Origin of the sequence: Butyrivibrio sp. YAB3001, from assembly GCF_900112195.1 — a bacterium.
GTDB lineage: Bacteria > Bacillota > Clostridia > Lachnospirales > Lachnospiraceae > Butyrivibrio.
Genome location: NZ_FOKR01000024.1, coordinates 28,086 through 49,957, shown reverse-complemented (window position 1 = coordinate 49,957; position 21,872 = coordinate 28,086). Strand labels below are relative to the sequence as shown.

The window sequence follows — 21,872 nt, the reverse complement described above, 5'->3', positions numbered from 1 at the left end:
TTTTTCTGTTCCTTTATGCTATTTATCCTTAATTTTTCGCCAACTCACTTTCTTATATATCCGCCCTATTCTCCTAGCTAACAGTGGCATCTTTGATGCTAGCACCGAAACCCACAAATAGCTTTTACTTGCATATGAATCCTTCAAAACATATCGTGCATAATATGAAACTGCATTTTTTAAATAATCCCAATCTTCATCTCGTCTTGTTGCCATTGTAAAATTATCTAATGCAGCAAAAAAGCATCTGCTTCCAGCAAGCGAATGCAAAAATTCATTATTATCTATTTCATTAAAGATATCTTCTGCAAAGAATAACTGGTCCATTCTAGCATGGGTAAAATTCATATTTACGATACTATTATTGCGTTGGCGATAAAAATATAATTCATCACCAATGTAGCAAACTTTTTTAACATTACATAAAACCTTCCAAATAGTAGGCACATCTTCATATATTCTTCCATCAGGAAATTTTAAAAATGGAATCAACTTTGCATCAAATAGTTTCCCATGTGCATAAATAGGTAATTGTCTAGAAAGAATCAGTTCCTTGATTGACTTTGAATCATAAACACTAATTTCTTCATTTTTTTCAGGCATTTCATTATTTAAAGTGTTATTAGAATATATTTTTTTATACGAACACATTGAAAAATCACTACCAGTTGATATTATTGCATCAACTAATTTTTCTATATACTTCTCATGAATATAATCATCTGAATCAATATAGGCTATATAGTTCCCTTTTGCCTCTACATTCCCCCTGTTTCTTGCGCAAGATAAACCACCATTACATTGATGAAAAACCCTTATTCTTGAATCGAGACCCGCATAGTAATCACAAATAGCCGCTGAATCATCTGTAGATCCATCATCAATCAAAATGATATCCAAATTTATATATGTTTGAGCTAAAATGCTTTCGATACATTTATGCAAATAAACTTCCACATTATAAACTGGCACAATTATCGAAACCACCTTATTCATTTTTACTTGCTCCCTGTTGTTCAAATTCTAATAATTTTTCATAAACTTCTATGTTACCTGTATATGCATATTGTTGTGTGTCCAAAACAACTTCATATATTGATTTTTCTACATCCATCTTTTCGTTTGAAAACAAAACACTATTACTCAAATCTTCCCCTTCTTTGTAACCCAAATCCTTGATATACGCCATCTGGAATTCTAAATTATAATAGTATCTCCAATTATTCCCGTGTACGTAAACGCTATCTAAAGTAGAAGTATCAATTGCTCTATATGCATTTAATGAAGAATAATAATATTTTGTTCTTTGTATATCCCTTTGAAAGGTTATGTCTCTTTGCTGAAAAATAACCAACATCGATAAAAAAACGTAAACAAAATAGATCAAATTGCATTTTCTAGAAATAATCATAAGCAAAGATACAAACGTGACAACCAAAAATAATTTTGAAAAATACTCATTTGCCGTATTATCAGTCAATGGTAATACGCTAAACATATTGAAAGAAGTGTTATTTAGTCCATTTCCACCTTTATCTAACATTTCGGGTACATAATTTAGGAATAATTTTCCGCATAAAACATTTATGCCAGCAATGCCCAACCAAATTTTTTTTCTAAAACTAACCCTTGTTAAGATCACTATCCCATTGGTGACGATAACAATAGCAAATGGCAACGAATATCTTACGTAAACTAACCACCTAAATTGACCTTTTCTAACAACATCGTATGATACATACGAAATCAAAAAATTCATTGTAAAAAACAGTACTAACCCGTATAAAGTCAGTATCCATAAAATATCATTTGTTTCATTTCTTTTTTTTAGTAAATATATAATTTCAGCAACTACAAATAATGTAATCACCCCAAATGACCAATATATATATGCTCCTAAAATAGAAAAAAAATTAATAAAAACCTGTTTTACTTTTACAATATCAATTGCATTCGTTCCTACTGCATACTTAACAAAACCACTCACTGTATTACTATCAGATTCACTACTATAAAAGTTATTTCTTACCAAACTTATAAGTATTTCTGCAGCAAAATAAAAAAGAGGCCAAATAAATAAGATCAAATTGCTTTTAAAAAAAAATTTTTTCCTTACACTTTCTGCAATAAGCACAAATGCAGTTCCAAAGAATAGAACAATTCCACGCGTATGAATTGTCATGCTATATCCAAGCATAGCGCCTAATAATAATATCCATAATGCCTGCTGACTATTTTTGTGCAAAAATATCTTATAAATAATTAACAAAGATGAAACCGTCACCAATGTCAAAGGTATTTCAGTCATCGCAGATAAACCACTTTCACTAGTCGATCCCAGCATCCCAAACTCAACAACTAAGGTCATAACTAGTGAATATAAATTAGACAATTCAAACTTTTTAAACAAATAGAAAGTAACTGTAGCAGTAATAACTCGGAAAAACAGAGCTTCAACAAGAAATAAAAGATACGGCGCGCCAATACCTTTGAACAAATATATAAATGGTGTCAGCAAAACTGTTGCTCCAAATCCATGAAATGTAGTAATATGTGCCCATCTATATCCCAACAACTGGAAAGGAATTGCCAATGATTCATATTCATCACCATTTGTAATGTTGGATAAATTAAGATATTTTCCCCATACCAATATATTCACTAATAATATAAACAGCAGACACACCGAAGTTGAATATTTCGCATAGAATTGTTTAATTTTATCTAGCATCATAAAAAATTCGCTCTCGCCCTAAAACTTTCTTTACCATATGTTCCAAATACAAAACTAAAGAACGCACCAAAAATTGCTTTTATCTTCTTTGTCTTGTACTTTCCCTTTATCAGCACTCCTAATGCATCCCAGAAAAGCTTTCCCATGCATAAAAACTTATACAAAGCGTTTTCATATTCCCAAAAACCGATAAGGTTATTTCTATAAAGATAGAAATACAAGGGAATCCTATTTACGTTAGTCTCTTTCACTATTGATAATTCTTCAGCGCTACCTCTTAAGTGAATCGCCTTACTTTTTCCAACCATGAAAGCCGGACCATAATCTCTAATTATTCTTTGGGTATATTCAGAATCATCCCCCCATATAAAGAATGGAGCCCATGGAAGCCCACATTTATCGATTGCTTTTCTATTAATAAGCAATGAAACGAATGTCGCTTTTACGATATTGACAATCCCTTCATCCAAATATTGATACCAGTCTGTATATTTGGTGAACTGTCTCCTGTCTAATTTAGGAACATTCATTGCCATTCCATCAGCATTTCTAATAGAACTTGCGTAAAAACTAACATCTTCTTTTACTAATTTGTCTGCATTTAGTAGTTCTTCCAAACAAGTTTCATCAGGAATCACATCATCATCCATAATCCATACCCAATCTGGTTTTAATGAATGTGCAATCTTAATTCCTTCATGAAATCCGCCTGCGCCACCAGTATTACTAGATAATAGTGAATAGATAATGTTTTCTTTTTCCAAATATCCTTTTTGTCTAAGAAGTTCCCCTGTACCATCAGTACTGGCATTATCCACTAGAATTATCTTCTTTACCGGATATGTCTGCGATAATATTGCATCAATACACTGAAGCAACAAATCTTTCCTGTTATATGTAACTACTACAGCACAAACTTCCATTTACTCTCTCACCCCTATAAAACCATGACTATCATTTGAATTATTGGAATAAAAGCATTCTTAACTGATCAAAATCCCCACATGTACTACATACATCTGACACAAATCAGAAAAATATCGCTTTCAATCCTACATCCCAAAGATAATAACATTAATAATCACACATTTCAAATGTTTTATCATTTACAATGTGATGCATAGAATAAATTGTTACTGTGCAGAGGTAGCAGGAAGCGCCACGCCGCTGACTGCGTAAGAATATGATTCAGGAGTGAGCGCATTCCTCGCCGTAGGCAAATTGGAATGAATGCGCGAATTCGTTACTGGAGCGAGCTGCAGCGAGTGAACAGTAACAATAAATTGAGTGTTTTAGAATCTTTTTATGATTCTCACAGCATAGTTAAGAATGGAGTTTTTTCATGAAAAGAACCGAACATGAACTCGAAAAGAAATTTGCAGCAGGTCTTTCAGCACTTAGAATTAATGCCGGTGTCTCAGCCAGAGATATGAGTCTTTCATTGGGACAGAACCCCGGATACATCAACAATATCGAAAAGGCAAAGCACTTCCTTCTATGGTGATGTTTTTCTTGATTTGCGATTTTTTGAAGATTTCTCCAAAGGATTTCTTTGAATATTTATGTGATGATACCCGTTCTAAAGCTATTGTGGAAATTACACAGATTTTAAGACTTTTAAAAGATGATCAGATTAATGCATTACATACTATTATTACCAGATTAAAATAAAGCTGCGGGCTTTCCACAACATGAAAAGCTCACAGCTTTTTATTTTTCTTCTATTTACTTCTTATTTGCGAACATATCATTATATATCTTCATTACTTGATCAAGCGGATAATTACAGAACGCCGAAATATCCTCTGGTTTTCTTCCCAGGGCGAGCATTTCTGATATCTTATCTCTGTCGCGTTTTTCTATGCCAATCCTTTCGCCTTTCTGTATGCCAATTCTTTCACCCTTTTGTATGCCTGTAGTCTCAGCTTCTTGCAATTCATCAGCCATTAATTCTCTAAGTGCTTCACACATTTTACTTTCCCCTTTCAGTCTTTCAAATATTTCTCTATTTATTCCAACACTTATCTGAAGAACAGCATCTGCACTTCGCTTGTCTCCCGATTCAGTAAAACTATTTGCTTCTTTCAGGAACTGTCTCACAATCTCTTCCCTGGCATTATATGTCATAATCGAGATTGCATTAAGCTCTGAATCTTCCAGTTCATTTATTGCAATTATATTTACCGGGATATTTATTATTCCTTTTATGTTATAGACCCCTGGAAGATTTGATTCTATTACTATTCCTGATTTTTTAAGCTGATGGAACAGCTTGACCGGCTTTCTTGCTCGGAATATAAATAATTGTTGATTGTCAAGTAAAATTGACCCACTTTTATACTTAAATCTGACCCACCCTTGGATCCGTCATTGTGATTTTGGAGGCGGGTCAGTTTTGTTTATAAATCTCGATTTTTACACTGTGAATTGACCCACCTTTTAATGAGTTACCAGTGTGTATCCAGCATCGGTAAGTGCTGTTTTGTCTATGATCATTGTCTTGTTTATTGTATCCATGACAACGTATCTGCTAAGTTCTAGAAGCCTGTCCCCAATAAGCTCTTTAACAAGCTTTTCCATTGCTTCTGCTTTAGGGGCGTTCCTTTCTGTTTTATCTTCGCATATATGCTGTGGCTTTACTGGTGAACAAAGCTCATCAATCGACATAAATAGGCTTTCGCCAGCTTTCTCACATCGTGTGGCAGTAAATCTGTCTGTAGCTTCGTTATATCCCAGATAATCTATGTTTTTCATCCTGTCCAGAGTTGACCACGGATACTTTATTCCAAATGACTCTCGGAGCTTTTGATAAAGAACATCTTTGCCGCCACTATTGTATATTTCTGCAAGTTCCGGGAGATTTTTATCTTTTATTTTAACCATGACAATTCTCCTTCCGGCAGCTTACCCATTTCCGCTTCAGTCCATTCATCAAACGCTCTGGACAGAGCATGCCCTTCTTCCATCAGAGTTTCAGCCTCTTCAATGAGGTTATGTCTCTGGAGGACCTTTTCATATACATCGGTTTTGTAAAGTAGTTCATCGAGACGCTTTTTCAGGCTTTTAATAGTGTCTTCGCCTCTTAGTTCAGCAAGATATTCTTCCTTTTCCTCATCGCTCAGTGCGCTCAGAGTATCACGGATATCCTGTTCTTCTCTGTATACGTCAAGGAAATCAATGTAGTTTCCATGACCATCTTCAGCATTACATGTATTCTCATGAACACTGTTACCAGCTGCAACCCATTCATGAAGAGCGTTTCTTTCCGTTTCATTCATCTGTGTTGTTTTTTCATATGTATTCAGCTCATCCTGCAGGAATCGCTGCCTATCGCTTGTTAAGTTCATTTTTCTGTACCTTTCTGTTTTTTAACACTTATTTTTGACCCTTTGACACGGTAACTGTCTCCCGTTATACTAAGCACATGGCAGTGATGCAGCAGGCGGTCAAGTATTGCAGTTGCCGCAAGCTGTCCGGTAAATACTTCATCCCATCTGCCCATTGGTAGATTAGTGGTGATAATGAGGGAGCTTTTTTCGTATCGTTGACGGATGATCTGGAAAAACAGGCTCTCTCTTTCTTTGTCCATTTTTATGTATGAAAGTTCATCTACAATCAGAAGTTCAATGCGGTTCAGTTTATCAAGCATCTGCTGTAGATTCCCGGCAAGCATCTCGCCATAAAGCCTGTCGACAAGCTCTTTTGCATTAACAAAAAGGACTTTCCTTCCTTTTCTGCAGGCATTACGACCTATCCCTGTAGCAATCATGCTCTTACCAACTCCGGGTGGTCCTATGATTATGATGTTTTCACGGTTATCCAGGAATGTAAGTCTTCCGAGTTCATCAATCTTATCCTTATCAAGAGACGGATTAAAACTGTAATCAATGTCCTCAAGAGAAGATGCACTATCAAAACCGGCTTTAACAAGAAGCTTCTCTGTCCTACGGCTTGTCTTTCCACTATCTTCAAGTTCCAATAGTCTTAAAAGAAAATCCATATATCCCAGTGATTCCTGTTCTGCTTCTTGGATGATGTCTCTGTATTGGGTGCGCATATCTACGAGCTTGAACTGCTTCATCTTTGCTTCTATATATGCGTTTTTGTGTTCTGTGTCATTAAGCATTCAGGACCTCCTTCGCATAGTTCTCATAGTAGCTGCAGTTTCTTGTAAGTTCAGAAGAAGGCGCTGCATCGATTATCAGGGTTGTGGATTCAGCATTGTTATCCTTTGGGATTTTTCGTTCTCCTGAGTTGTACTCACGGAGCATCTTCTTAAATGACTTGATATCCATCTTTCCTTCATCAACAGCTATACCGATAAATCTGTCCAGAGTATCATCATCGTAGAGATCCTGCAATTCCATTATTCTTCTGGCATGGAATGTAGGCTGGTCAAACTTACGACCGGCTGCTTCAAGATAACGTGCACCATTACTGAAGCGGTTAGTGAAGTCTCGTCTTATCTGCGGAACAGAAGTTGAGACCTTTTTTGCTATAGACTCATAGTGATCGGGGTTAGTACGGATCTCATGTTTGCCATAAGATATTTCCTGATGCTCTATGAAATGTCCCTGCGAGTCATACAGCATGATCCTGAATCCATAATTCAGCCTGTAGAAAAGTGTTTTTCCAACATATCTGACATGAACACTATATTTATTACCGCCAATACTGAGATAACTGTCAGGACTGACTTTCCGCTTAAGCTTGCTGTTTGCATAGTAGTGTTCCTTAGGAAGCGGCTGTAATAGCGCTTTTTCTTCCAACAGGTAATGCTGGTTTGGAATTCTTTTTGTGGTGGAATGTTTCTTATCGCACCACTCATTTATAAAAGCCTTTCCCCGGGAATTCAAATCCTCCATACTTGCAAAAGTGTTGCCTTTTATGAACTGTTCTTCGATATAGTTGAATGGCCTCTCGATTTTCCCTTTTTTACGTGGCCAGTAGCATGGGCATGCGTTTAGCTCAACACCGAGATGTAGAGCCATGGCCAATGCATGAGGATTGTACTTTATTTCTTCCTCTGACTTTGGATTGTTTTTTATAACAAACGCTTTGGGATTATCGATAAGAAGCTCCAGCGTCACTCCTCCCAGGTCATCAAACAATTCCTGCACAGCTTCGTAAATAGCATCAGCATCTTCGCGTAAAGAAAAACATATCGCCTTCTTTCTTGATGCAGCCAGTATCATGGAAAAGCAGTATACTGTCATGTATCTGTCTGCTATAAGCACCTGATACTCACTCCAATCAAACTGAGCCTGGTCACCCGGAGGACTTTCATGCCTTGTCGTTGCCTTGCTGCTGATACTGTCGCCGACATCTTCATCCACTCTTCTTAAAAAGTAGTAGACAGGTCCTATGCTGCCTTTGTAGCCACGTTTCTGTAATTCACCGAATATCCTGGTGCCATTGAAGTTAAATGGGTCACATCTCCAGGTGATGATCTGTTCTTTGAACGGATCAATCTTGGAGCTGTATTCTGTCCGTTTATAGACAGGAGGTTCAGTCTTTTCCAATAGACGTCTGACCGTATTTCTGGCTATCCCAAGGATATCTGCTGTAGCTCTTTTGGAACCTGTCTGTTTGTACACCTTGTGTACTGCCGCCCAGTCTTCCAAATCTTTCACCTCTTTTCCTCCTTCCATATGTTTTTACATACGGAAAGAATTCTATAAAACCTCAAAGAGGTGGGTCAATTCTAAGTATTAAATTTTCAAGGTACAGTGTATTATCGAAATGGTTTATACTGACTGCTCACCATCTGGGGCGGGTCAATTTTAAGTGTAAATCAATATTTATTACCTGTTCATATAATCCGGGTTCTAACATATTAATCCCTCATATAACATTTTGCTTTTTATAGGAATACCACGTTTTAAAACATTAAAGGGGAGCGCATTGCTCCCCTCTGAACATTATATCATATTGTGGATGTGATTCACTTCATCAACAGCTCTTTTATTAACTTCTCATTTGATACCGGAGTATCTGTAAGATCTTTGGGAATAGTCAGTTCAATCGCCACATGGACTCGCTCTTTGCTCCTTCGACTGCTGTCCACCTTCGTTATAATTGCATGAGCATCCACCTTAGGATCCTCAAGAAGCGGAAGCACCACATAATACAACTCATCCTCATCGAATGAGATACTGCCAAGCATCCTGCCTGTGACAATCTCCTCAACAACAGCTCTGTCTTCACGAAGATAAATATTAAGCGGTTCACCGCATTTTATCTTAGATTCACGGCTGCTTCCGAGCTCATCTTTAATGAAGCCACTAAATGAATATACTTCCTTGTCTCCATCTCCACGGATCTTCTTTCCAATCTTCCGGGCTGCGTCAGCTGGAAGAATATATTCCTGCATCATGAGATGGAAAATGTCTTTTACCTTATCAGGAGCAGGAGTAACATCATGATCTGTCATCACATCTTTGCAGGCCTCAAGAACGCTCTTTGCAAAAAGATGGAACTCCTCCATGTCAGGATCCCAGACAAATCTGCCTCTGGCCATCTTGGATGGTGGCAGGGCTTCGTCGTAGATCTTGAACTGGAAGAAGATGTTCCGCTCCGAGAAAGCACTTTTGTTCTCAAAGGCATCCCAGGTAAATTCATAAGGCTCAAAGTAAGGCTCGCCCTCAGATTTCCGGATCTTCTTGTAGGCCTCGATGACCTGACGGATCTTTTCATCGTCTTCAGGATCTCTTTTCCTGGTGGGATCAGAGTCCGGGTGATACATGATGAGAAGCTTCTTGTACTTCGCCTTGATTTCCCTGTCGGTATTCTCTTTAGATACGCCAAGTATCTTGTATGCTTCCTTTAGTGTCACTTTCTTTTATCCCACCGGCTTCTTGCCAATAAGTTTTATAATCGCAGAATCATCCGCCTCTTCATACACCATTTTCTACTGACATATCTTTTTCCTCGACCTTTTTGACACTCCCACAAGCTAAAGCTTGATGGGATTCTTGCTTCAACCACCACGGTTATTGTCACGCTCTCCGTAGAGAGTAGTTTTCCCAACGATGTCCACAAGCGTTTGGTTCGGCACAGCCCATGCCTACCTTGTCATTCGTTAAGCTGTCATGCGAAGTGACAGACCTATTTTTAGTATGTTTTTAGCAGCATTACCATCACGATCATGATATGTGCCACAAACAGGACATTTCCACTCTCGGATACTGAGATTTTTGATATGAGGATTCTGATATCCGCAACAGTTACAAGTCTGACTACTTGGATAGAATCTCGGAACCTTAATTATCTCAGAACCATAGAAAGATGCTTTGTATTCAAGCATATCAAAGAACTTAGACCATGATACGTCACTAATTGACTTGGCGAGCTTATGATTACGAACCATTCCTTTCACATTAAGGTTTTCAATGCAGATGATTTGGTTTTCTTTCACCAACTTTGTTGACTCTTTATGTAGAAAGTCATTCCTCTGATTTGTAATTTTTTCATGTATCTTTGCAACTTTTATACGCTGTTTATTCCAATTAGATGAACCTTTAATCATTCTGGAAAGCTTACGTTGTTCCTTAACAAATTTCTTTTCAGATTTGCTTATTGTTTTAGGATTAGGAATTGAATTATCATTGCTATCTGTATAGAAAGTTTTAATACCAACATCCAATCCGATCATACAACCATCATTGGGATAGAATACATCAGGTACTTCAACATTAAGGACACAGAAATATTTCCCACTTGGAGATTGTTTGATGGTAGCGTTGTTGATTTTACCATTAACAGACATTGAAATCTTAGCTTTTACATATCCAAGTTTAGGAAGTTTGATATATTTTCCTGCAACTGAAATATTACCGCCAACATTTTGTGTGCGATAGCTTTTGTTATGATTATGCTTTGATTTGAATTTAGGAAATGAAGCTCTCTTTACAAAGAAGTTCTTGTATGCCTTATCTAAATCTCTAAGAGATTGCTGCAAGGCAATAGAATCAACTTCTTTGAGCCATGAATACTCTTCAGTTCTCTTCATGTTAGTGAGCATGGAATTAGTTTCTTTATATCCAATAGAATTACCATTCTTGTATTCTTCTATGCGAAGAGCAAGACCTGAGTTATATACAACTCTTGAACATCCAAATGTTTTTTGAATGATGGTTTCCTGCATTCTGTTTGGATAGATTCTAAATTCCATCCCTAACATTGATTATTTCCTCCAATTCAATTACTCTAGTTATTAGCCATATTACATAATCAGGCGTTTTGCGAGTACCTTGTTCCCATGTTTGTACTGTACGCACATTAAGATGGAAACGTTTGGCAAATTGACTTTGTGAAAGTCCTGTTTTTTGACGTAACTCTAAAATTGTCATAAGTATTACCTCTTGAGATTATTATACAACACTGTTGTATATTATCAAGTGTTTTTTCCTTGGTTCTCTATGTAATGCTTAAGGGTATCACTACTCACTTCACCAATACTGCTTATGAAATATCCATCTGACCAAAATGTTTTCTCTTTCCAAAAGCATTTACTGAGATAGGAAGAATATTTCTTCCAAATGTGAAATGTAGTGTACGATTTTAGAGCTCTTACATAATCTGACAAATTGATATTAGGTGTTGTTTCTATCATCATATGTAAGTGATCTTTATCAACTTCCATGTAATGTATCCGAACATCATGTTTGTTAGAGATAGTTTTAGCAAGAGTCTTCATATCTGAAGAGATATTATTAGCACTTAACAAATGCCTGCGATATTTACATACTAAAATTAAGTGGTAACGAAGTAGATATTTATTTCGATTTCCATGTTTATATTCTTTATTCATGGGATAGAATTATATCTTGTTTATCTCGCTTAGGCGAGATGTTAATTAAGTAAAATGGCTTTCATCCCATCAGCTGAAGCTAATGGGTTTTCAGCCGAAAGCAATTTTATAAAAACAAAGCAATCATCCAGATATAACAGATTGTCTTTGGTATCATCATCATTCCAAGCATCGGCTTTTTCTTTGCTCCAAGCACTACTATCATGTAGCAGACAAAACTTATTGTTACAAGAACTGCCAACAGCCACTCCTGATACCATAAGATTAGGTACAGGACTGTGATCACGCCCATGATTACGAATGGGATATTTCTATAAAGCCCCCATCTAGTCTCATTGTCCTTCGAAAACCAGTGATTCTGAGGGAACAGACATAGGATGATACGGATTAATGCTAGCACATTCAGCACAAGATACAGAGTAAACTTCTCCGGCATTACTGAACTGGCATCATACTTCCCATGCTTTACTGATAGTGCTGCAAAGAAGAAAATGTAGAAAACTGTCATGGTAATTGATGAGATCAGATTGCCAAGGCCAAGCCAGAATTCTCTTTTTCTCTGTACTTCTTTATCAGATGCCTCTTCCTTAAAATTGATTACTATTCTTGGAATCAGATGAAATGCATCTCCTCCACCAAGGAGTAGAGTCATCCCGGCACAGTTTCTGAAGAACAGATTGCCTGTGCTTAGAGTGCGGGTAACGAAAATAATTCCGGCGATGAGTGCAAACACCAGGTATCCGATGCAGAAAACATTCTCGCCTATTCTCATTCCTAATGGTTTTTCTTTTGATTTAGATATCATTCCCAGATTCTCCTAAACTGTTTATATAAGGCCTTTGTTCTCCTTGGATGGCTCATCCCAGTCAGGTGGTAATTTCATTGGCATCCACCCTCGATTTGTACTCACGCTTTCCCGCAGCACTTCTTATATTTCTTTCCACTGCCACATGGACATGGATCATTGGAATAAACCTTATGGCCGACCTCATAACGAGTCTCCATCTTTTTCAGTCTGCGATACTCACTCTCCAGTTCCTTGTACTTCTTCTCTTGAGCTTCATAAGTTTCCTGTTTTCTTAAGAATGCTTCTCTCAGTAGCTGCTCTGCTATTTCACAAAGCTCACCCTTAGCTTTGTATTGAAGAGTCTCTAAAGCAACAGAGTCCTTATCAGAAAGTATATCTTCTCCACTTTCGGCTAGTTGCTGCTTGGTAGCTTCAACCATGCACTCCAGTTTATTCGCATAATCATTTTGTGCATCCACCAACTTCTGCAGCAGATCCGGATAATCTTTTACCATCTCAAAGATCTGATCAAGTGTCTCGTCCGCTTCCTCTAATCCCTCATTTCCACGTTCTTTAAGAAGCTCCTTGTTTTGCTCCAACAAATTGTAAACTCCATCCTCTGACAGGACTCCGCGCTTAAGATCCTGGGGAAGCTTTCCTTCTTCATCCAGAGCAAAGTCATCTTTCCAATCCTGGCTGGAATAATAATCTGCAAGTCTCATTAGCTCCTTCTGAAATCCAAGAAACTCCTCCGGACTGTTCTCTGCATTATCAATTATCTTAAGTGCCTGATCATAGATTCCCTCCATCTCAGTCACACGTTTTACAACTTCAGTAATCTTATCCATAAAAACCTCTTCATCAAAACATTATGAAAATATTATAGCTTAAGTACCCAGTAAGTGGTATATCCTCGGACCACGTTCCGGCGCGCCGACCCGTGGCTGAGCCGTGTCCTAACGGTAGTAAATAAAGTGGCAAGTGGTGTATTCCTGCGCATAAATGCTCCGTCGTACTCACTTGTTGGGGCGTATCCCCAATCCCCTCGCATCAGATTTTCAATCTGACTAAGCTCTCTTCGAGAGCTAAAGGCACAAAAAAAGAAGGGACACCATCATCTTTCTGATAGTAATGTCCCCCAAAAAAATTATAACACCGTCAAACCAGGCACGTTCTAAATTAAAATCGGAATCCCAGAATAGCCGCCATGCAACTGCTACGCCAAGTGAAGCTCCGTATACAAGCTTGATATCCTTATAGTCTTTATCAGTCAGATACGATTTAAGCTGTCTGTACTCATCATCAGCGCTGATATATGCCCCGGCTTTACCATGGCCTCCCTGATCGGGAGCGATGATAAAGTAATCTCCCTTAAGATACGGACTCATCAGATCATACAGATTTGCACCGGATATCATCATTGGCGCCAGCAATATGAGCTTTGGATTATTAGGATTTCCATACTCGTTGATATACATCTCATTTCCCCTTCAAAACAAAAACACCACAATCCCTGCAACTATAGCCCTTTCCTGTACTGGTTTCGGATAAAAATACAATCCATCAATAGCACCGCCTCTTACCGCGTACATGACCATCGCAGTAAAAAGCAGGCAGAATAAAACCATCTGTATCAGAATAATCATCTGTCACCAACCTTGACTTTCTTCGCCATAACCAAAAGTCCAACGAACATCCACAAATTCCCTATACTGATCCAAGCAGCAGTAATAGCATTGCGAACTTCTGATTCAGGAAGGAACTTAAACAGCATGACTGCGGCCATTCCTACCGCAGGACAGAATATCCAGCACCATTTAGGATATGGAGTCAGCCCTTTTGTGAATGCTGCAATATGTGCCACATGTTGGATGATCCAGAATAGAAAGAACACTATCATTCCCGGCAAAAGAAAGTATTTACCAAATTTCACTGCTGCATCTACTGCAATCTCCGGGGCAGCATCGTTCATATACTTGTAAAAGAAGCATGTGGACAAACACGGGACATGCACTCCACACCCCGCATAGGCCAACACACCAAGTATTCCTGTCCTGTACAAATGAGCGTATTTCTGTGATTTAGGAACAATCAGCCTATATACACCAAAGTAACAAAGTGCCTCAAGTGGAATACCTATAAATCCCAGAAATGCTGACCAAAACATTCTGGTATCTGATAATTGCAAATATGCTGACAAGAACCATTCCATACCTGTTTTAGAAGAATCATGCATCCCATAGCCTATAAGCACATCTCCCACAAGCACCATGCATGCGGCAAATATGCCTATCCGCATAAGCTTCTCTATCCTGTTCCAGTCTAACTTGTCATCAATTCCGATGTCATTAAACTTATCCATACATTCCTCCCTTAATGCTTTACCATTTAAATACAGCAAGCCTGTTGTTGATGTTCTTTCCAACGATAGCAAAGAGTTTTCCGCGCAATGAATACTTCTTCATTTCTTCGTTATAGCTCGTTTCAGACACAAGGCTCATCCTTGGTTCAAGATCCAGATATTCACGGCCTGACTTTGTTCCCCATCCGAAAGAAGCATTAGTATGTTTCACAGCATCGTGATGGCTACCATTCTTTTCAAGGAACGGTGAATGAAGTTCTGCAAGAAGATATCCATGTTCGAAACTGTCACAGAGCATGTTGCTGCATGTCTTTACCTGGTCTTTGGAAAAGTATTCAAGGACTCCTTCCATAACCACGATGGTCATGTCTCGCTTAGGAAGTTTCCTTGTCCATTCTCCGTCAAGCGCACTCCCATCGAGCATTGTGCACCTGTCCCTGTCAGAGTACACTTTACGTCTCTTCTCTATCTGATCCGGAAGATCCACATCAAACCACGTGATCTTGCCATTGTCTACCTGCAAGAACTTATCATCAAAGCCACATCCAAGATTAATGCAGAGAGCATCAGGGTACTTGCTGATAAGTCGTTTTAACTCATTCCTATACAGTATTGTTCTGGCTACAACTCCCTCATGTGATAAAAAGGGATCGTATTTACTAACATCAACTCCAAGAGCATCAATTATCTCTTTTGCCTTAAGGTCGATAATCCTGGCATTAGACCTTGCTGTCTCACTTGCCTTTATCGCAAGTGGAATAAGAGCTGTTTTCTGTACATCACCAAAAGTAAGTTCCATTGTTCACTCCTCCTTTATATATGTTAGTCTATGCTAACTTAAAATTATAATATTCTCTTTCCCTTCTGTCTATAGGGCATGTCCTTTAGTTTCTGCTGTTACTTCTTATATCCATTCCCTCTCATCCTTGTCTACCAGGCTTAACGCACAGACCAGATACATGAGCAGCCATCCAAAAGACTCGAAACCGGAATCTAGACCTTCAGAAATGTAATTCATGAGCTGCCCTAATATTGAGGTAATCACCGGGCAACAAATAAATGCAGCCTTTTTCACAGGAATCATTTTCTTAAACACCATTCCGATCCAGGCAATTGTAACGAAAACATCGCATACTACAAATCCGATGACCATGGGAACTGCAATACTTTTCAATACTCTGAACACCATATCAACAGAAGTTTTCACATCGCCTGTAGCAGCCATTCCTGCATTAAACACAACAGGGAGCATGCATATACCTATGTGGATAAAAGCAAAATAAAGTATTCCGCTCCAGTTTGCAATCTTGAAAAGGCCAAACAGCTTAGAATCATTAAGGTGATATTTCTTTTCCATAACCCTAAGAAGCTCAACAGCCGCCACAGCAAACAGCGCAGCACACGCAAACCCGAGAATGGACGATACTGCATATCTCCAATCGGGAGCAACGCTCCACTCAACTCCCATATATGCATCCGGAGAACTGGACGTGCTAAATGTACCGTAGCCAAGGAGATAATCTCCTATAATCGCCAATATCATCGAATATACCCCGAACATGATCTTCTGTCTTGATGTAAGATTCTTCATTTTCTCCCCCCTTACAACGACTTTGTGAGCCTGTAGTCACAACAGTCATCACCTTCAGCCACTGATTTAGTCCGTTTAAATATAGAAGATTTTTTAAGAGTATTGCTCATACAGACTGCTCTCCGTTGCTTCTTCATCCCCAATCTGTTACTTACTATACTTCATGATACTACTTATTGTTAGTTCTTGCTAACTTTTCTCGAAAATTTATCATTTCATTTTTCTCTTAATGGTTGTCAGCAGAAAATCCCAATGTGTTTGCTTTTCTAACCGATGCCGAAAAAAAGCGCCTCATAGCATCCTGGTCAGACAAATATATAGAAGACAAAAGTAACGACAGTAAGACCATGCATATGCTGATCTCACTTCTTGAATCACCGGCAACGGAGCCCGACTGGAAGCTTGCCTGCAATAACATGAAGCTCATCGCCATCAGCCTTGCTACAAAAAAGGTCTTCATCAAAGAAAATTACAACGTAATGGTTGACTCTCTGATTGAGCAGATCTTGAATATGCTATGTTCCTGACTTACCACTTACTCAAAGCTCTTTTCTTATTCAACCCATCAAACTTATGAACAGTCCTACAATTGCTGCCGGAATCAGTGCAAACAACAGCCCTGGGAATATAGCACCTTTTAAATGAAACCACTTCTGATGGTAAGCCTTGTCCATGTGCTCTGTTCCTTCCAGCCTGAACATTTTCATATTTGCAAATAGCACCCAGTCCAGAAAAAGTGTGTCATAGGCTCCAATCCATACCATGAGTCCAAAAGCGATTGCGAATCCCTGCCAAAATGTAACTGCCCCGGCAAGCTTCGCGCATATGGTAAGAATAACTGTAAACATGATTATTCCACAGGACTTCGCCAGTACTACCTTTTTTGATTTATATGAAACATCCACTCTTTCATGTGTTTTGAAGTATTCTTCTTGAATATCAGGCGGGTAATTATGGATACATGCCGGACTGTACATTTTTTCCCCATGAAAAGACACAAAAAGAATTGTTGTAAATAATACTGCAAATACTATCGCTTCAATTACCAATACATACCAAACCATGTTACCTGCTTCCCTCCCTCATAATACGACCATCATAATCCCTGCCAGTACAGCTGCAATAATAGGATTGCCTACAATCGTAATCTCTAATATTAGAACCATAGTCACCCCATATTACCCTCAAACTGTCATTACCATAAATTCATCTATAGCTTTCAGCACAGGTTCTGCGTATTCTTTCCCGCCGAACAGCCACTGCTCATGCTGCATGTTGAACTCTCTGATGTCAGGATCATGGAAATACTTCTTATAGCGTTCAAGATACTTCTCACCCATTTTGTTGGCATAGATAAAATGAGCTCTTGTATGTTCAACATTGATATCATCCCTAAGATGGGTCAGGAGGTCTGTGTAATACTCATTCTTTATGGACTGGGGATTAAACTTGGAAAAACAGTTCATAAATTTCTCAGCATTTTCATCATCCATTTCAAAGATTTTTTTCAGCTTTTCTTTGGATTTATTCCGTTTCTTTTCACTGCCTGTAAAGCTTGTTAAAAGAGGCACAACAAGCATTGACTGGAGTTTTGCTGATACCGGCCCGCTCTGATCAAGGTCAGGACTGCCAAAGATAGCATGATCTACATGCACGTTCTTTCTCATAACAAGCTGACCCACAAAACTTGAACCAAGAGAAGATCCAATAGCTCCATCAAGCCTGCCATTATGCTTCTCACAGATATATTTCTCGATTTTCTCTGTTACCGTAATCATATCCGGAAAGATACCATCACTTCCATCAAAGCCATCATAGTTCACGCATATAAGATGATATTTCTCTGATAACCTATCGATTACTGTTCCAAAGTTTGTCTGCCAGTCACAGCACGTCCCAGGAAGCAGCATAAGCGTCTTTCCTGACATATTCCCAATTTCTTCAAATTGCATTTTTCATACTCCCCTGTTTTGTATTATTTCTGATTAAATCCACCATCTTATCCCAGCCTTCCTTGGCCTCTTTCACTATTGGGAATGCCGGATAGCAGTGGAACATGCCTTCGCCTACGATCATCTCATAATCCACTCCATATTTTTGCATGACTTTTTCGAAAGATGGGGCGCAGGCATACAACGTTTCTTCGGAGCCATAAACAAAAGTCACTTGCGGACAATTGGTAAAATCGGCCTTTTGAAGCCATATCATGTATTCAGGAACTGACAAATCGCCATGTCTCATGATATCCACAGCGGTTCTCATATAGCTTGCCGGAATTGCCACATCCTTTTTATCCATTTCAAGCATTCTCTGCCACTCTTCGTCCGTTTCAACACAGGTTCCGGGCGAAATTGCGAGGATATATCCCGGCATTGGGGTGTCATCATGTCCATCATTGATGTATGGGACTATTCCAAGCGCAAGATTCCCGCCTGATGATGTGCCTAAAACTGAGATGTTCTCAGCATCATAATCCCTTAGCATCTCTTTATATGTCTCATGAATCATGGCGTATGCTTTTGTCAGAGGATAATCGGTACAAAGTGGATAATATGGCACATACACATCTACGCCTGTTTCCCTGGCAAAGCGCAGTGCTTTCTTGACAGCGTCAGGTCTTGGCGCCATTACCATTCCACCGCCAATGATAAAAAGATTTGCATGAACTGCCTTAGCTTTGTGCTTCATTCTGATAACTGTGAAACCCATTACTTGGATCTTATCTATATCAAAATCAGAATCTTTCAGTTCAGGAATATAGTTTTTGGCATTTGTTTTTTTCTTCTCAGCAACGATTTCTGCGGCAGATTTTCCCTCCCACATCTTTTTGAGTCCTGCAGTTTTTACTACCCGTTTAAGAATTTCGTATTTAACGCTCATTACTTCGTTCCCCACATAAAAAATCTTATTTTTCAAAACAATGTACATATCCAGGCTGCAAGTGCTGATGCTGCCGGGAATATGATCAACAGCTTTAAAAGCTGACTCTTGATGTTATAGCCATACTTTCTGTTCTTATAAACGCTTTCAACTTCCGGAAAATAGAACTGAAAGAACTGGAATTTCATGAGCAGGAAGTAGTCAAAGCATATCATGTCATAAAGTTTGTAGACCGTGAAAATAAAGACAAATCTGAAAAAGAACTGCCAAAGCGTGAAACCGCTCCTAAAGCCATCCCAAATTGAGATAACACCTACCCCCAGTATCATCAAAAAGCTGAAAGTCATAAGCGTCCAACCGATTGTCCTGGCGCCGTAAAACAGTTCTTTTTCCCTGGGTAAAAGAGCTTCCTGCGCCTCCTTCGGTGCTGAAGAAAAGAACTTCTTATCCTGAATAAACGCCACAGCTGAGAACATCATAAGTGTAATCGCCACGCAAAAAACCAATGCCAGAAAAATAGTTAAAATCATATTTATCCCTCACTCCCAATCCGTGTAATCCAACTAAGTATTTCATCTATAGCCAATTTCCCATTACCCACATTACAATGATTTTCCGCTTCTTCCTTGTCAGTAAACAGGCGAAATAAGTTCTCTTTTCCAATCGTCACTGTTGTGGATCTTGCCGGAAACTTTTTGGACATCTTCCAGTCTGCCACCATCCCAGTTGATAACACGGTTCAGCTGATAATTGAAATTTGCTTCATCATTGAGCTTATATACACCCTTTTTAAGGATTACCGGTCTTGTGATATCGTACTTTTCCATATAACGCTATTGATCCCCCTCACAAACTTCACTCCAGATATCCGTTAGTATCCCTCTCAAGTTCTGTCCACGGCTTTGGGATATCGCCGTATTTCCTAATGTATTCCTTGAAATCTCTGTTGAGCGCACTCATCTCATCAATTGCATTCATTGCGTGGTCAGAGGTGCAGAGTTTTCCAAGTTTTGTTGCGAAAATGAATTGGTAAAATGGGGTATATTTCTTCTTGAATTTTGGATTTCTAAAGTCTTTATCAGAATCAGGCATAATTTCATGCCCGTTGTCTTCCAAAACTGTATACGCCGCAATAGTTGCATCCATGATCCTATTGATGTAGGCTTTGTCACGCTTAAGCTTTTTTATATCACCATTTGCATAATAACAGGCAAAAGCTATTGGTATTACTGATGCTGCATGGCATAAAAGCCAGTCTGCCATGTTAGATTCATACACAACTTTAAAGTTTGTTCCGGAGAATACATTTCTTACAAAATTCTCCTGCAAGGGAGTCCCCTTAGTATTTCCAACTGTTATCTTATTCAGTGACACTGATCTGATATAGCTCTTTTCCCTGTGCCCGGCAGACATTGCAAATGCAAACAGCACAGTTTTTTCTGATAGTGCGGATGTAAGCTCGTCTGTCTTAAGATTGTTGCCGACAAATACAATGTTCCTGGAAGCATTATCTTTAAGAGGTTGAACAACACTATCTATCTGGGTATATCTGACCACCACAAATATAACGTCGTATCTATCATCCGATCTCAACCCATCAATCACAGGTATCTTCACATTGGTCTTTCTGCCGAAATAATGATGAATACTAAGCCCATTTCTTTTTATCTCTTCATACCATTTTCCACGTGCAAGAAGTGTGACATCTTTTCCCTGCCTGTACAAGTTGCTTGCAAGATTTCCACCCAACACTCCTGCTCCATAAACAAGTATTCTCATATCATTCCTCTCTTTTAAAGGTCACAAAGATGAGCCCTGCAAACAGAGCACATAATACTGCTCCTGTCAGCATCCATAGAGATAATCCATAATCTGTATTTGAAAGGATTCCATATATTGAAATAGGGATTCCAACTAGTCCGCCCAGCGACAATGCTCCAAAGCCCCTGTGCAGCCTTGTCGCTGTAAGGATGCGGTTAAGCCCTGCCGCCCTCTCACTAATTAGTTCCAACACGCCAATCATCATGAAGATTGCTACTATGACAGAAAGTACGGCATACATATTCGCCTCTTGCCTCAAACATTTCACTGTACAAACGATCCATATTATCCAACCTGCATTCCCCGGCAAATCATATATCATCCACTTAGCTGTGGATATCTCCGTTCTATATATCCCAATGCCAGGTTTCCACGGGATGCATCTGTTTACGTTTTTCTTATACTCAGCGTACTCCTCACCATATAAATCCAAAAGCCACTTCTCTTCCGTTTTTATAAGTGCAACTGTCATAATAATCCAGTCAACAATCGGAAAAAGTAGCAGCCATGCATTATGCCACATAAGGGTAATCCCAGATAGCGCAAACCACCAGCCGCTGTACATCGGGTTCCGTACCCATGAATAAATGCCATTGGTCTGAAGCCTGTTCTCTGTTATAGAATCATCCATATCTGACCGGACAGCTCCTATATACCATACACCGATTCCCATTATTATGAGTAATGTACCAACCACTCGGAAAATAAGTATCCATGAATCATACAGAATTCCTATCTTAAGCACATAGCCAAACAAGATAATTCCTATTACATTGACCATAGCAATTCCATAAACAATATATGGCCCGACTCCAAAGAGAGGGAGTTTCTGCCCTTCCTTCATGTAGTTCTTTAACATTTTCTGATCACCTCGTCATCTACTCC

28 protein-coding genes are annotated in these 21,872 nt (G+C 38.8%); 2 read left to right on the top strand and 26 right to left on the bottom strand.

Annotated elements, in window-relative coordinates; genetic code table 11:
- Window positions 1-18 precede the first annotated feature (18 nt).
- Genes BM086_RS18200 through BM086_RS18190 form a run of 3 tightly spaced genes read right to left on the bottom strand, consistent with a single transcriptional unit; the run spans window position 19 to window position 3,657 of the window.
- A complete protein-coding gene (locus tag BM086_RS18200; protein WP_092330757.1) occupies window positions 19-996 on the bottom strand; it encodes a glycosyltransferase family 2 protein in 978 nt (325 codons plus the stop codon).
- Window positions 989-2,734 carry a hypothetical protein gene (locus BM086_RS18195; RefSeq protein ID WP_092330753.1) on the bottom strand — a complete coding sequence of 582 codons (1,746 nt, stop codon included), beginning with the start codon at window positions 2,732-2,734 and terminating at the stop codon, window positions 989-991. Before BM086_RS18195 ends, BM086_RS18200 begins: the two co-directional genes overlap by 8 nt.
- Window positions 2,731-3,657, bottom strand: coding sequence for a glycosyltransferase family 2 protein (locus BM086_RS18190; protein ID WP_092330748.1), 927 nt, complete (start codon window positions 3,655-3,657; stop codon window positions 2,731-2,733). Before BM086_RS18190 ends, BM086_RS18195 begins: the two co-directional genes overlap by 4 nt.
- A 419-nt stretch (window positions 3,658-4,076) precedes the next feature.
- On the opposite strand from BM086_RS18190, the gene BM086_RS22135 reads away from it, so the two are divergent.
- Complete coding sequence (locus BM086_RS22135; protein ID WP_330391644.1) at window positions 4,077-4,238, top strand: hypothetical protein; 162 nt, start codon at window positions 4,077-4,079, stop codon at window positions 4,236-4,238.
- A 221-nt stretch (window positions 4,239-4,459) separates the two neighbouring features.
- Here the strand turns inward: BM086_RS22135 and BM086_RS18180 are convergent, their stop codons facing one another.
- From BM086_RS18180 to BM086_RS18110, 16 genes are all read right to left on the bottom strand, one after another.
- Window positions 4,460-4,834, bottom strand: a complete 375-nt coding sequence (locus BM086_RS18180) for a hypothetical protein (protein ID WP_141107785.1) — start codon at window positions 4,832-4,834, stop codon at window positions 4,460-4,462.
- A 339-nt stretch (window positions 4,835-5,173) separates the two neighbouring features.
- Window positions 5,174-5,617 (bottom strand): hypothetical protein, encoded by a 444-nt coding sequence (locus BM086_RS18175; RefSeq protein ID WP_092330738.1) that lies wholly within the window; start codon window positions 5,615-5,617, stop codon window positions 5,174-5,176.
- On the bottom strand, window positions 5,605-6,081 hold the full coding sequence (locus BM086_RS18170) for a hypothetical protein (protein ID WP_092330734.1): 477 nt from the start codon (window positions 6,079-6,081) through the stop codon (window positions 5,605-5,607). The genes BM086_RS18175 and BM086_RS18170 overlap by 13 nt, the downstream gene beginning before the upstream one ends.
- Window positions 6,078-6,860: an IS21-like element helper ATPase IstB gene (gene istB, locus BM086_RS18165; protein ID WP_092330729.1), complete on the bottom strand. Its 783-nt coding sequence runs from the start codon at window positions 6,858-6,860 to the stop codon at window positions 6,078-6,080. The genes BM086_RS18170 and istB overlap by 4 nt, the downstream gene beginning before the upstream one ends.
- Entirely contained in the window at window positions 6,853-8,367 is a 1,515-nt protein-coding gene (istA, locus tag BM086_RS18160; RefSeq protein WP_175560362.1) for an IS21 family transposase, read from the bottom strand. Before istA ends, istB begins: the two co-directional genes overlap by 8 nt.
- Window positions 8,368-8,678: 311 nt before the next feature.
- The gene (locus BM086_RS18155) at window positions 8,679-9,569 is read right to left on the bottom strand and encodes a J domain-containing protein (RefSeq protein ID WP_092330721.1); all 891 of its coding nucleotides are present in this window, start codon (window positions 9,567-9,569) and stop codon (window positions 8,679-8,681) included.
- Window positions 9,570-9,815: 246 nt separating this feature from the next.
- Window positions 9,816-10,916 carry an IS200/IS605 family element RNA-guided endonuclease TnpB gene (gene tnpB, locus BM086_RS18150; protein WP_092330716.1) on the bottom strand — a complete coding sequence of 367 codons (1,101 nt, stop codon included), beginning with the start codon at window positions 10,914-10,916 and terminating at the stop codon, window positions 9,816-9,818.
- Window positions 10,897-11,085, bottom strand: a complete 189-nt coding sequence (locus BM086_RS18145) for a helix-turn-helix domain-containing protein (protein ID WP_092330712.1) — start codon at window positions 11,083-11,085, stop codon at window positions 10,897-10,899. Before BM086_RS18145 ends, tnpB begins: the two co-directional genes overlap by 20 nt.
- A 44-nt stretch (window positions 11,086-11,129) precedes the next feature.
- Window positions 11,130-11,546 (bottom strand): IS200/IS605 family transposase, encoded by a 417-nt coding sequence (tnpA, locus tag BM086_RS22000; protein ID WP_092330708.1) that lies wholly within the window; start codon window positions 11,544-11,546, stop codon window positions 11,130-11,132.
- Between the two features lie 106 nt (window positions 11,547-11,652).
- Window positions 11,653-12,351, bottom strand: coding sequence for a hypothetical protein (locus BM086_RS18135; protein WP_092330705.1), 699 nt, complete (start codon window positions 12,349-12,351; stop codon window positions 11,653-11,655).
- Between the two features lie 101 nt (window positions 12,352-12,452).
- The gene (locus BM086_RS21290; protein WP_092330700.1) at window positions 12,453-13,181 is read right to left on the bottom strand and encodes a DUF4298 domain-containing protein; all 729 of its coding nucleotides are present in this window, start codon (window positions 13,179-13,181) and stop codon (window positions 12,453-12,455) included.
- Window positions 13,182-13,418: 237 nt separating this feature from the next.
- Window positions 13,419-13,811, bottom strand: coding sequence for an alpha/beta fold hydrolase (locus BM086_RS18125; protein WP_092330696.1), 393 nt, complete (start codon window positions 13,809-13,811; stop codon window positions 13,419-13,421).
- 12 nt (window positions 13,812-13,823) lie between these two features.
- On the bottom strand, window positions 13,824-13,979 hold the full coding sequence (locus BM086_RS21105) for a hypothetical protein (protein WP_175560360.1): 156 nt from the start codon (window positions 13,977-13,979) through the stop codon (window positions 13,824-13,826).
- Entirely contained in the window at window positions 13,976-14,695 is a 720-nt protein-coding gene (locus BM086_RS18120) for a DUF6796 family protein (protein WP_092330692.1), read from the bottom strand. Before BM086_RS18120 ends, BM086_RS21105 begins: the two co-directional genes overlap by 4 nt.
- Before the next feature lie 19 nt (window positions 14,696-14,714).
- A complete protein-coding gene (locus BM086_RS18115) occupies window positions 14,715-15,494 on the bottom strand; it encodes a class I SAM-dependent methyltransferase (protein WP_092330686.1) in 780 nt (259 codons plus the stop codon).
- A gap of 105 nt (window positions 15,495-15,599) precedes the next feature.
- Window positions 15,600-16,286: a DUF6796 family protein gene (locus BM086_RS18110; protein ID WP_092330682.1), complete on the bottom strand. Its 687-nt coding sequence runs from the start codon at window positions 16,284-16,286 to the stop codon at window positions 15,600-15,602.
- A gap of 254 nt (window positions 16,287-16,540) precedes the next feature.
- Here BM086_RS18110 and BM086_RS18105 point away from each other — a divergent pair, with 254 nt between their 5' ends.
- Window positions 16,541-16,813 carry a hypothetical protein gene (locus tag BM086_RS18105; RefSeq protein ID WP_092330677.1) on the top strand — a complete coding sequence of 91 codons (273 nt, stop codon included), beginning with the start codon at window positions 16,541-16,543 and terminating at the stop codon, window positions 16,811-16,813.
- Between the two features lie 30 nt (window positions 16,814-16,843).
- Here BM086_RS18105 and BM086_RS18100 read toward each other — a convergent pair whose 3' ends face one another.
- The 7 genes from BM086_RS18100 to BM086_RS18070 form a co-directional block, all read right to left on the bottom strand.
- Window positions 16,844-17,350 carry a hypothetical protein gene (locus BM086_RS18100; RefSeq protein WP_074759093.1) on the bottom strand — a complete coding sequence of 169 codons (507 nt, stop codon included), beginning with the start codon at window positions 17,348-17,350 and terminating at the stop codon, window positions 16,844-16,846.
- Between the two features lie 120 nt (window positions 17,351-17,470).
- Window positions 17,471-18,238 (bottom strand): alpha/beta fold hydrolase, encoded by a 768-nt coding sequence (locus BM086_RS18095; RefSeq protein ID WP_242952260.1) that lies wholly within the window; start codon window positions 18,236-18,238, stop codon window positions 17,471-17,473.
- Window positions 18,228-19,166: an alpha/beta hydrolase gene (locus tag BM086_RS18090; RefSeq protein WP_175560361.1), complete on the bottom strand. Its 939-nt coding sequence runs from the start codon at window positions 19,164-19,166 to the stop codon at window positions 18,228-18,230. Before BM086_RS18090 ends, BM086_RS18095 begins: the two co-directional genes overlap by 11 nt.
- A gap of 32 nt (window positions 19,167-19,198) precedes the next feature.
- Window positions 19,199-19,696 carry a hypothetical protein gene (locus tag BM086_RS18085; protein ID WP_092330669.1) on the bottom strand — a complete coding sequence of 166 codons (498 nt, stop codon included), beginning with the start codon at window positions 19,694-19,696 and terminating at the stop codon, window positions 19,199-19,201.
- Between the two features lie 99 nt (window positions 19,697-19,795).
- The gene (locus BM086_RS18080) at window positions 19,796-19,993 is read right to left on the bottom strand and encodes a hypothetical protein (RefSeq protein WP_092330664.1); all 198 of its coding nucleotides are present in this window, start codon (window positions 19,991-19,993) and stop codon (window positions 19,796-19,798) included.
- Between the two features lie 28 nt (window positions 19,994-20,021).
- Entirely contained in the window at window positions 20,022-20,945 is a 924-nt protein-coding gene (locus BM086_RS18075; RefSeq protein WP_092330661.1) for a ketopantoate reductase family protein, read from the bottom strand.
- Between the two features lies 1 nt (window position 20,946).
- A complete protein-coding gene (locus BM086_RS18070) occupies window positions 20,947-21,846 on the bottom strand; it encodes a methyltransferase family protein (RefSeq protein WP_081647900.1) in 900 nt (299 codons plus the stop codon).
- Window positions 21,847-21,872: the final 26 nt, after the last annotated feature.

Bases quoted from the DNA above. Each gene is read 5' to 3' on its own strand.
- BM086_RS18200 (WP_092330757.1), bottom strand. From the start codon at position 996: ATGAATAAGGTGGTTTCGATAATTGTGCCAGTTTATAATGTGGAAGTT.
- BM086_RS18195 (WP_092330753.1), bottom strand. From the start codon at position 2,734: ATGATGCTAGATAAAATTAAACAATTCTATGCGAAATATTCAACTTCG.
- BM086_RS18190 (WP_092330748.1), bottom strand. From the start codon at position 3,657: ATGGAAGTTTGTGCTGTAGTAGTTACATATAACAGGAAAGATTTGTTG.
- BM086_RS22135 (WP_330391644.1), top strand. From the start codon at position 4,077: ATGAAAAGAACCGAACATGAACTCGAAAAGAAATTTGCAGCAGGTCTT.
- BM086_RS18175 (WP_092330738.1), bottom strand. From the start codon at position 5,617: ATGGTTAAAATAAAAGATAAAAATCTCCCGGAACTTGCAGAAATATAC.
- BM086_RS18170 (WP_092330734.1), bottom strand. From the start codon at position 6,081: ATGAACTTAACAAGCGATAGGCAGCGATTCCTGCAGGATGAGCTGAAT.
- istB (WP_092330729.1), bottom strand. From the start codon at position 6,860: ATGCTTAATGACACAGAACACAAAAACGCATATATAGAAGCAAAGATG.
- tnpB (WP_092330716.1), bottom strand. From the start codon at position 10,916: ATGTTAGGGATGGAATTTAGAATCTATCCAAACAGAATGCAGGAAACC.
- BM086_RS18145 (WP_092330712.1), bottom strand. From the start codon at position 11,085: ATGACAATTTTAGAGTTACGTCAAAAAACAGGACTTTCACAAAGTCAA.
- tnpA (WP_092330708.1), bottom strand. From the start codon at position 11,546: ATGAATAAAGAATATAAACATGGAAATCGAAATAAATATCTACTTCGT.
- BM086_RS18135 (WP_092330705.1), bottom strand. From the start codon at position 12,351: ATGATATCTAAATCAAAAGAAAAACCATTAGGAATGAGAATAGGCGAG.
- BM086_RS21290 (WP_092330700.1), bottom strand. From the start codon at position 13,181: ATGGATAAGATTACTGAAGTTGTAAAACGTGTGACTGAGATGGAGGGA.
- BM086_RS18125 (WP_092330696.1), bottom strand. From the start codon at position 13,811: ATGTATATCAACGAGTATGGAAATCCTAATAATCCAAAGCTCATATTG.
- BM086_RS21105 (WP_175560360.1), bottom strand. From the start codon at position 13,979: ATGATTATTCTGATACAGATGGTTTTATTCTGCCTGCTTTTTACTGCG.
- BM086_RS18120 (WP_092330692.1), bottom strand. From the start codon at position 14,695: ATGGATAAGTTTAATGACATCGGAATTGATGACAAGTTAGACTGGAAC.
- BM086_RS18115 (WP_092330686.1), bottom strand. From the start codon at position 15,494: ATGGAACTTACTTTTGGTGATGTACAGAAAACAGCTCTTATTCCACTT.
- BM086_RS18110 (WP_092330682.1), bottom strand. From the start codon at position 16,286: ATGAAGAATCTTACATCAAGACAGAAGATCATGTTCGGGGTATATTCG.
- BM086_RS18100 (WP_074759093.1), bottom strand. From the start codon at position 17,350: ATGGTTTGGTATGTATTGGTAATTGAAGCGATAGTATTTGCAGTATTA.
- BM086_RS18095 (WP_242952260.1), bottom strand. From the start codon at position 18,238: ATGCAATTTGAAGAAATTGGGAATATGTCAGGAAAGACGCTTATGCTG.
- BM086_RS18090 (WP_175560361.1), bottom strand. From the start codon at position 19,166: ATGAGCGTTAAATACGAAATTCTTAAACGGGTAGTAAAAACTGCAGGA.
- BM086_RS18085 (WP_092330669.1), bottom strand. From the start codon at position 19,696: ATGATTTTAACTATTTTTCTGGCATTGGTTTTTTGCGTGGCGATTACA.
- BM086_RS18080 (WP_092330664.1), bottom strand. From the start codon at position 19,993: ATGGAAAAGTACGATATCACAAGACCGGTAATCCTTAAAAAGGGTGTA.
- BM086_RS18075 (WP_092330661.1), bottom strand. From the start codon at position 20,945: ATGAGAATACTTGTTTATGGAGCAGGAGTGTTGGGTGGAAATCTTGCA.
- BM086_RS18070 (WP_081647900.1), bottom strand. From the start codon at position 21,846: ATGTTAAAGAACTACATGAAGGAAGGGCAGAAACTCCCTCTCTTTGGA.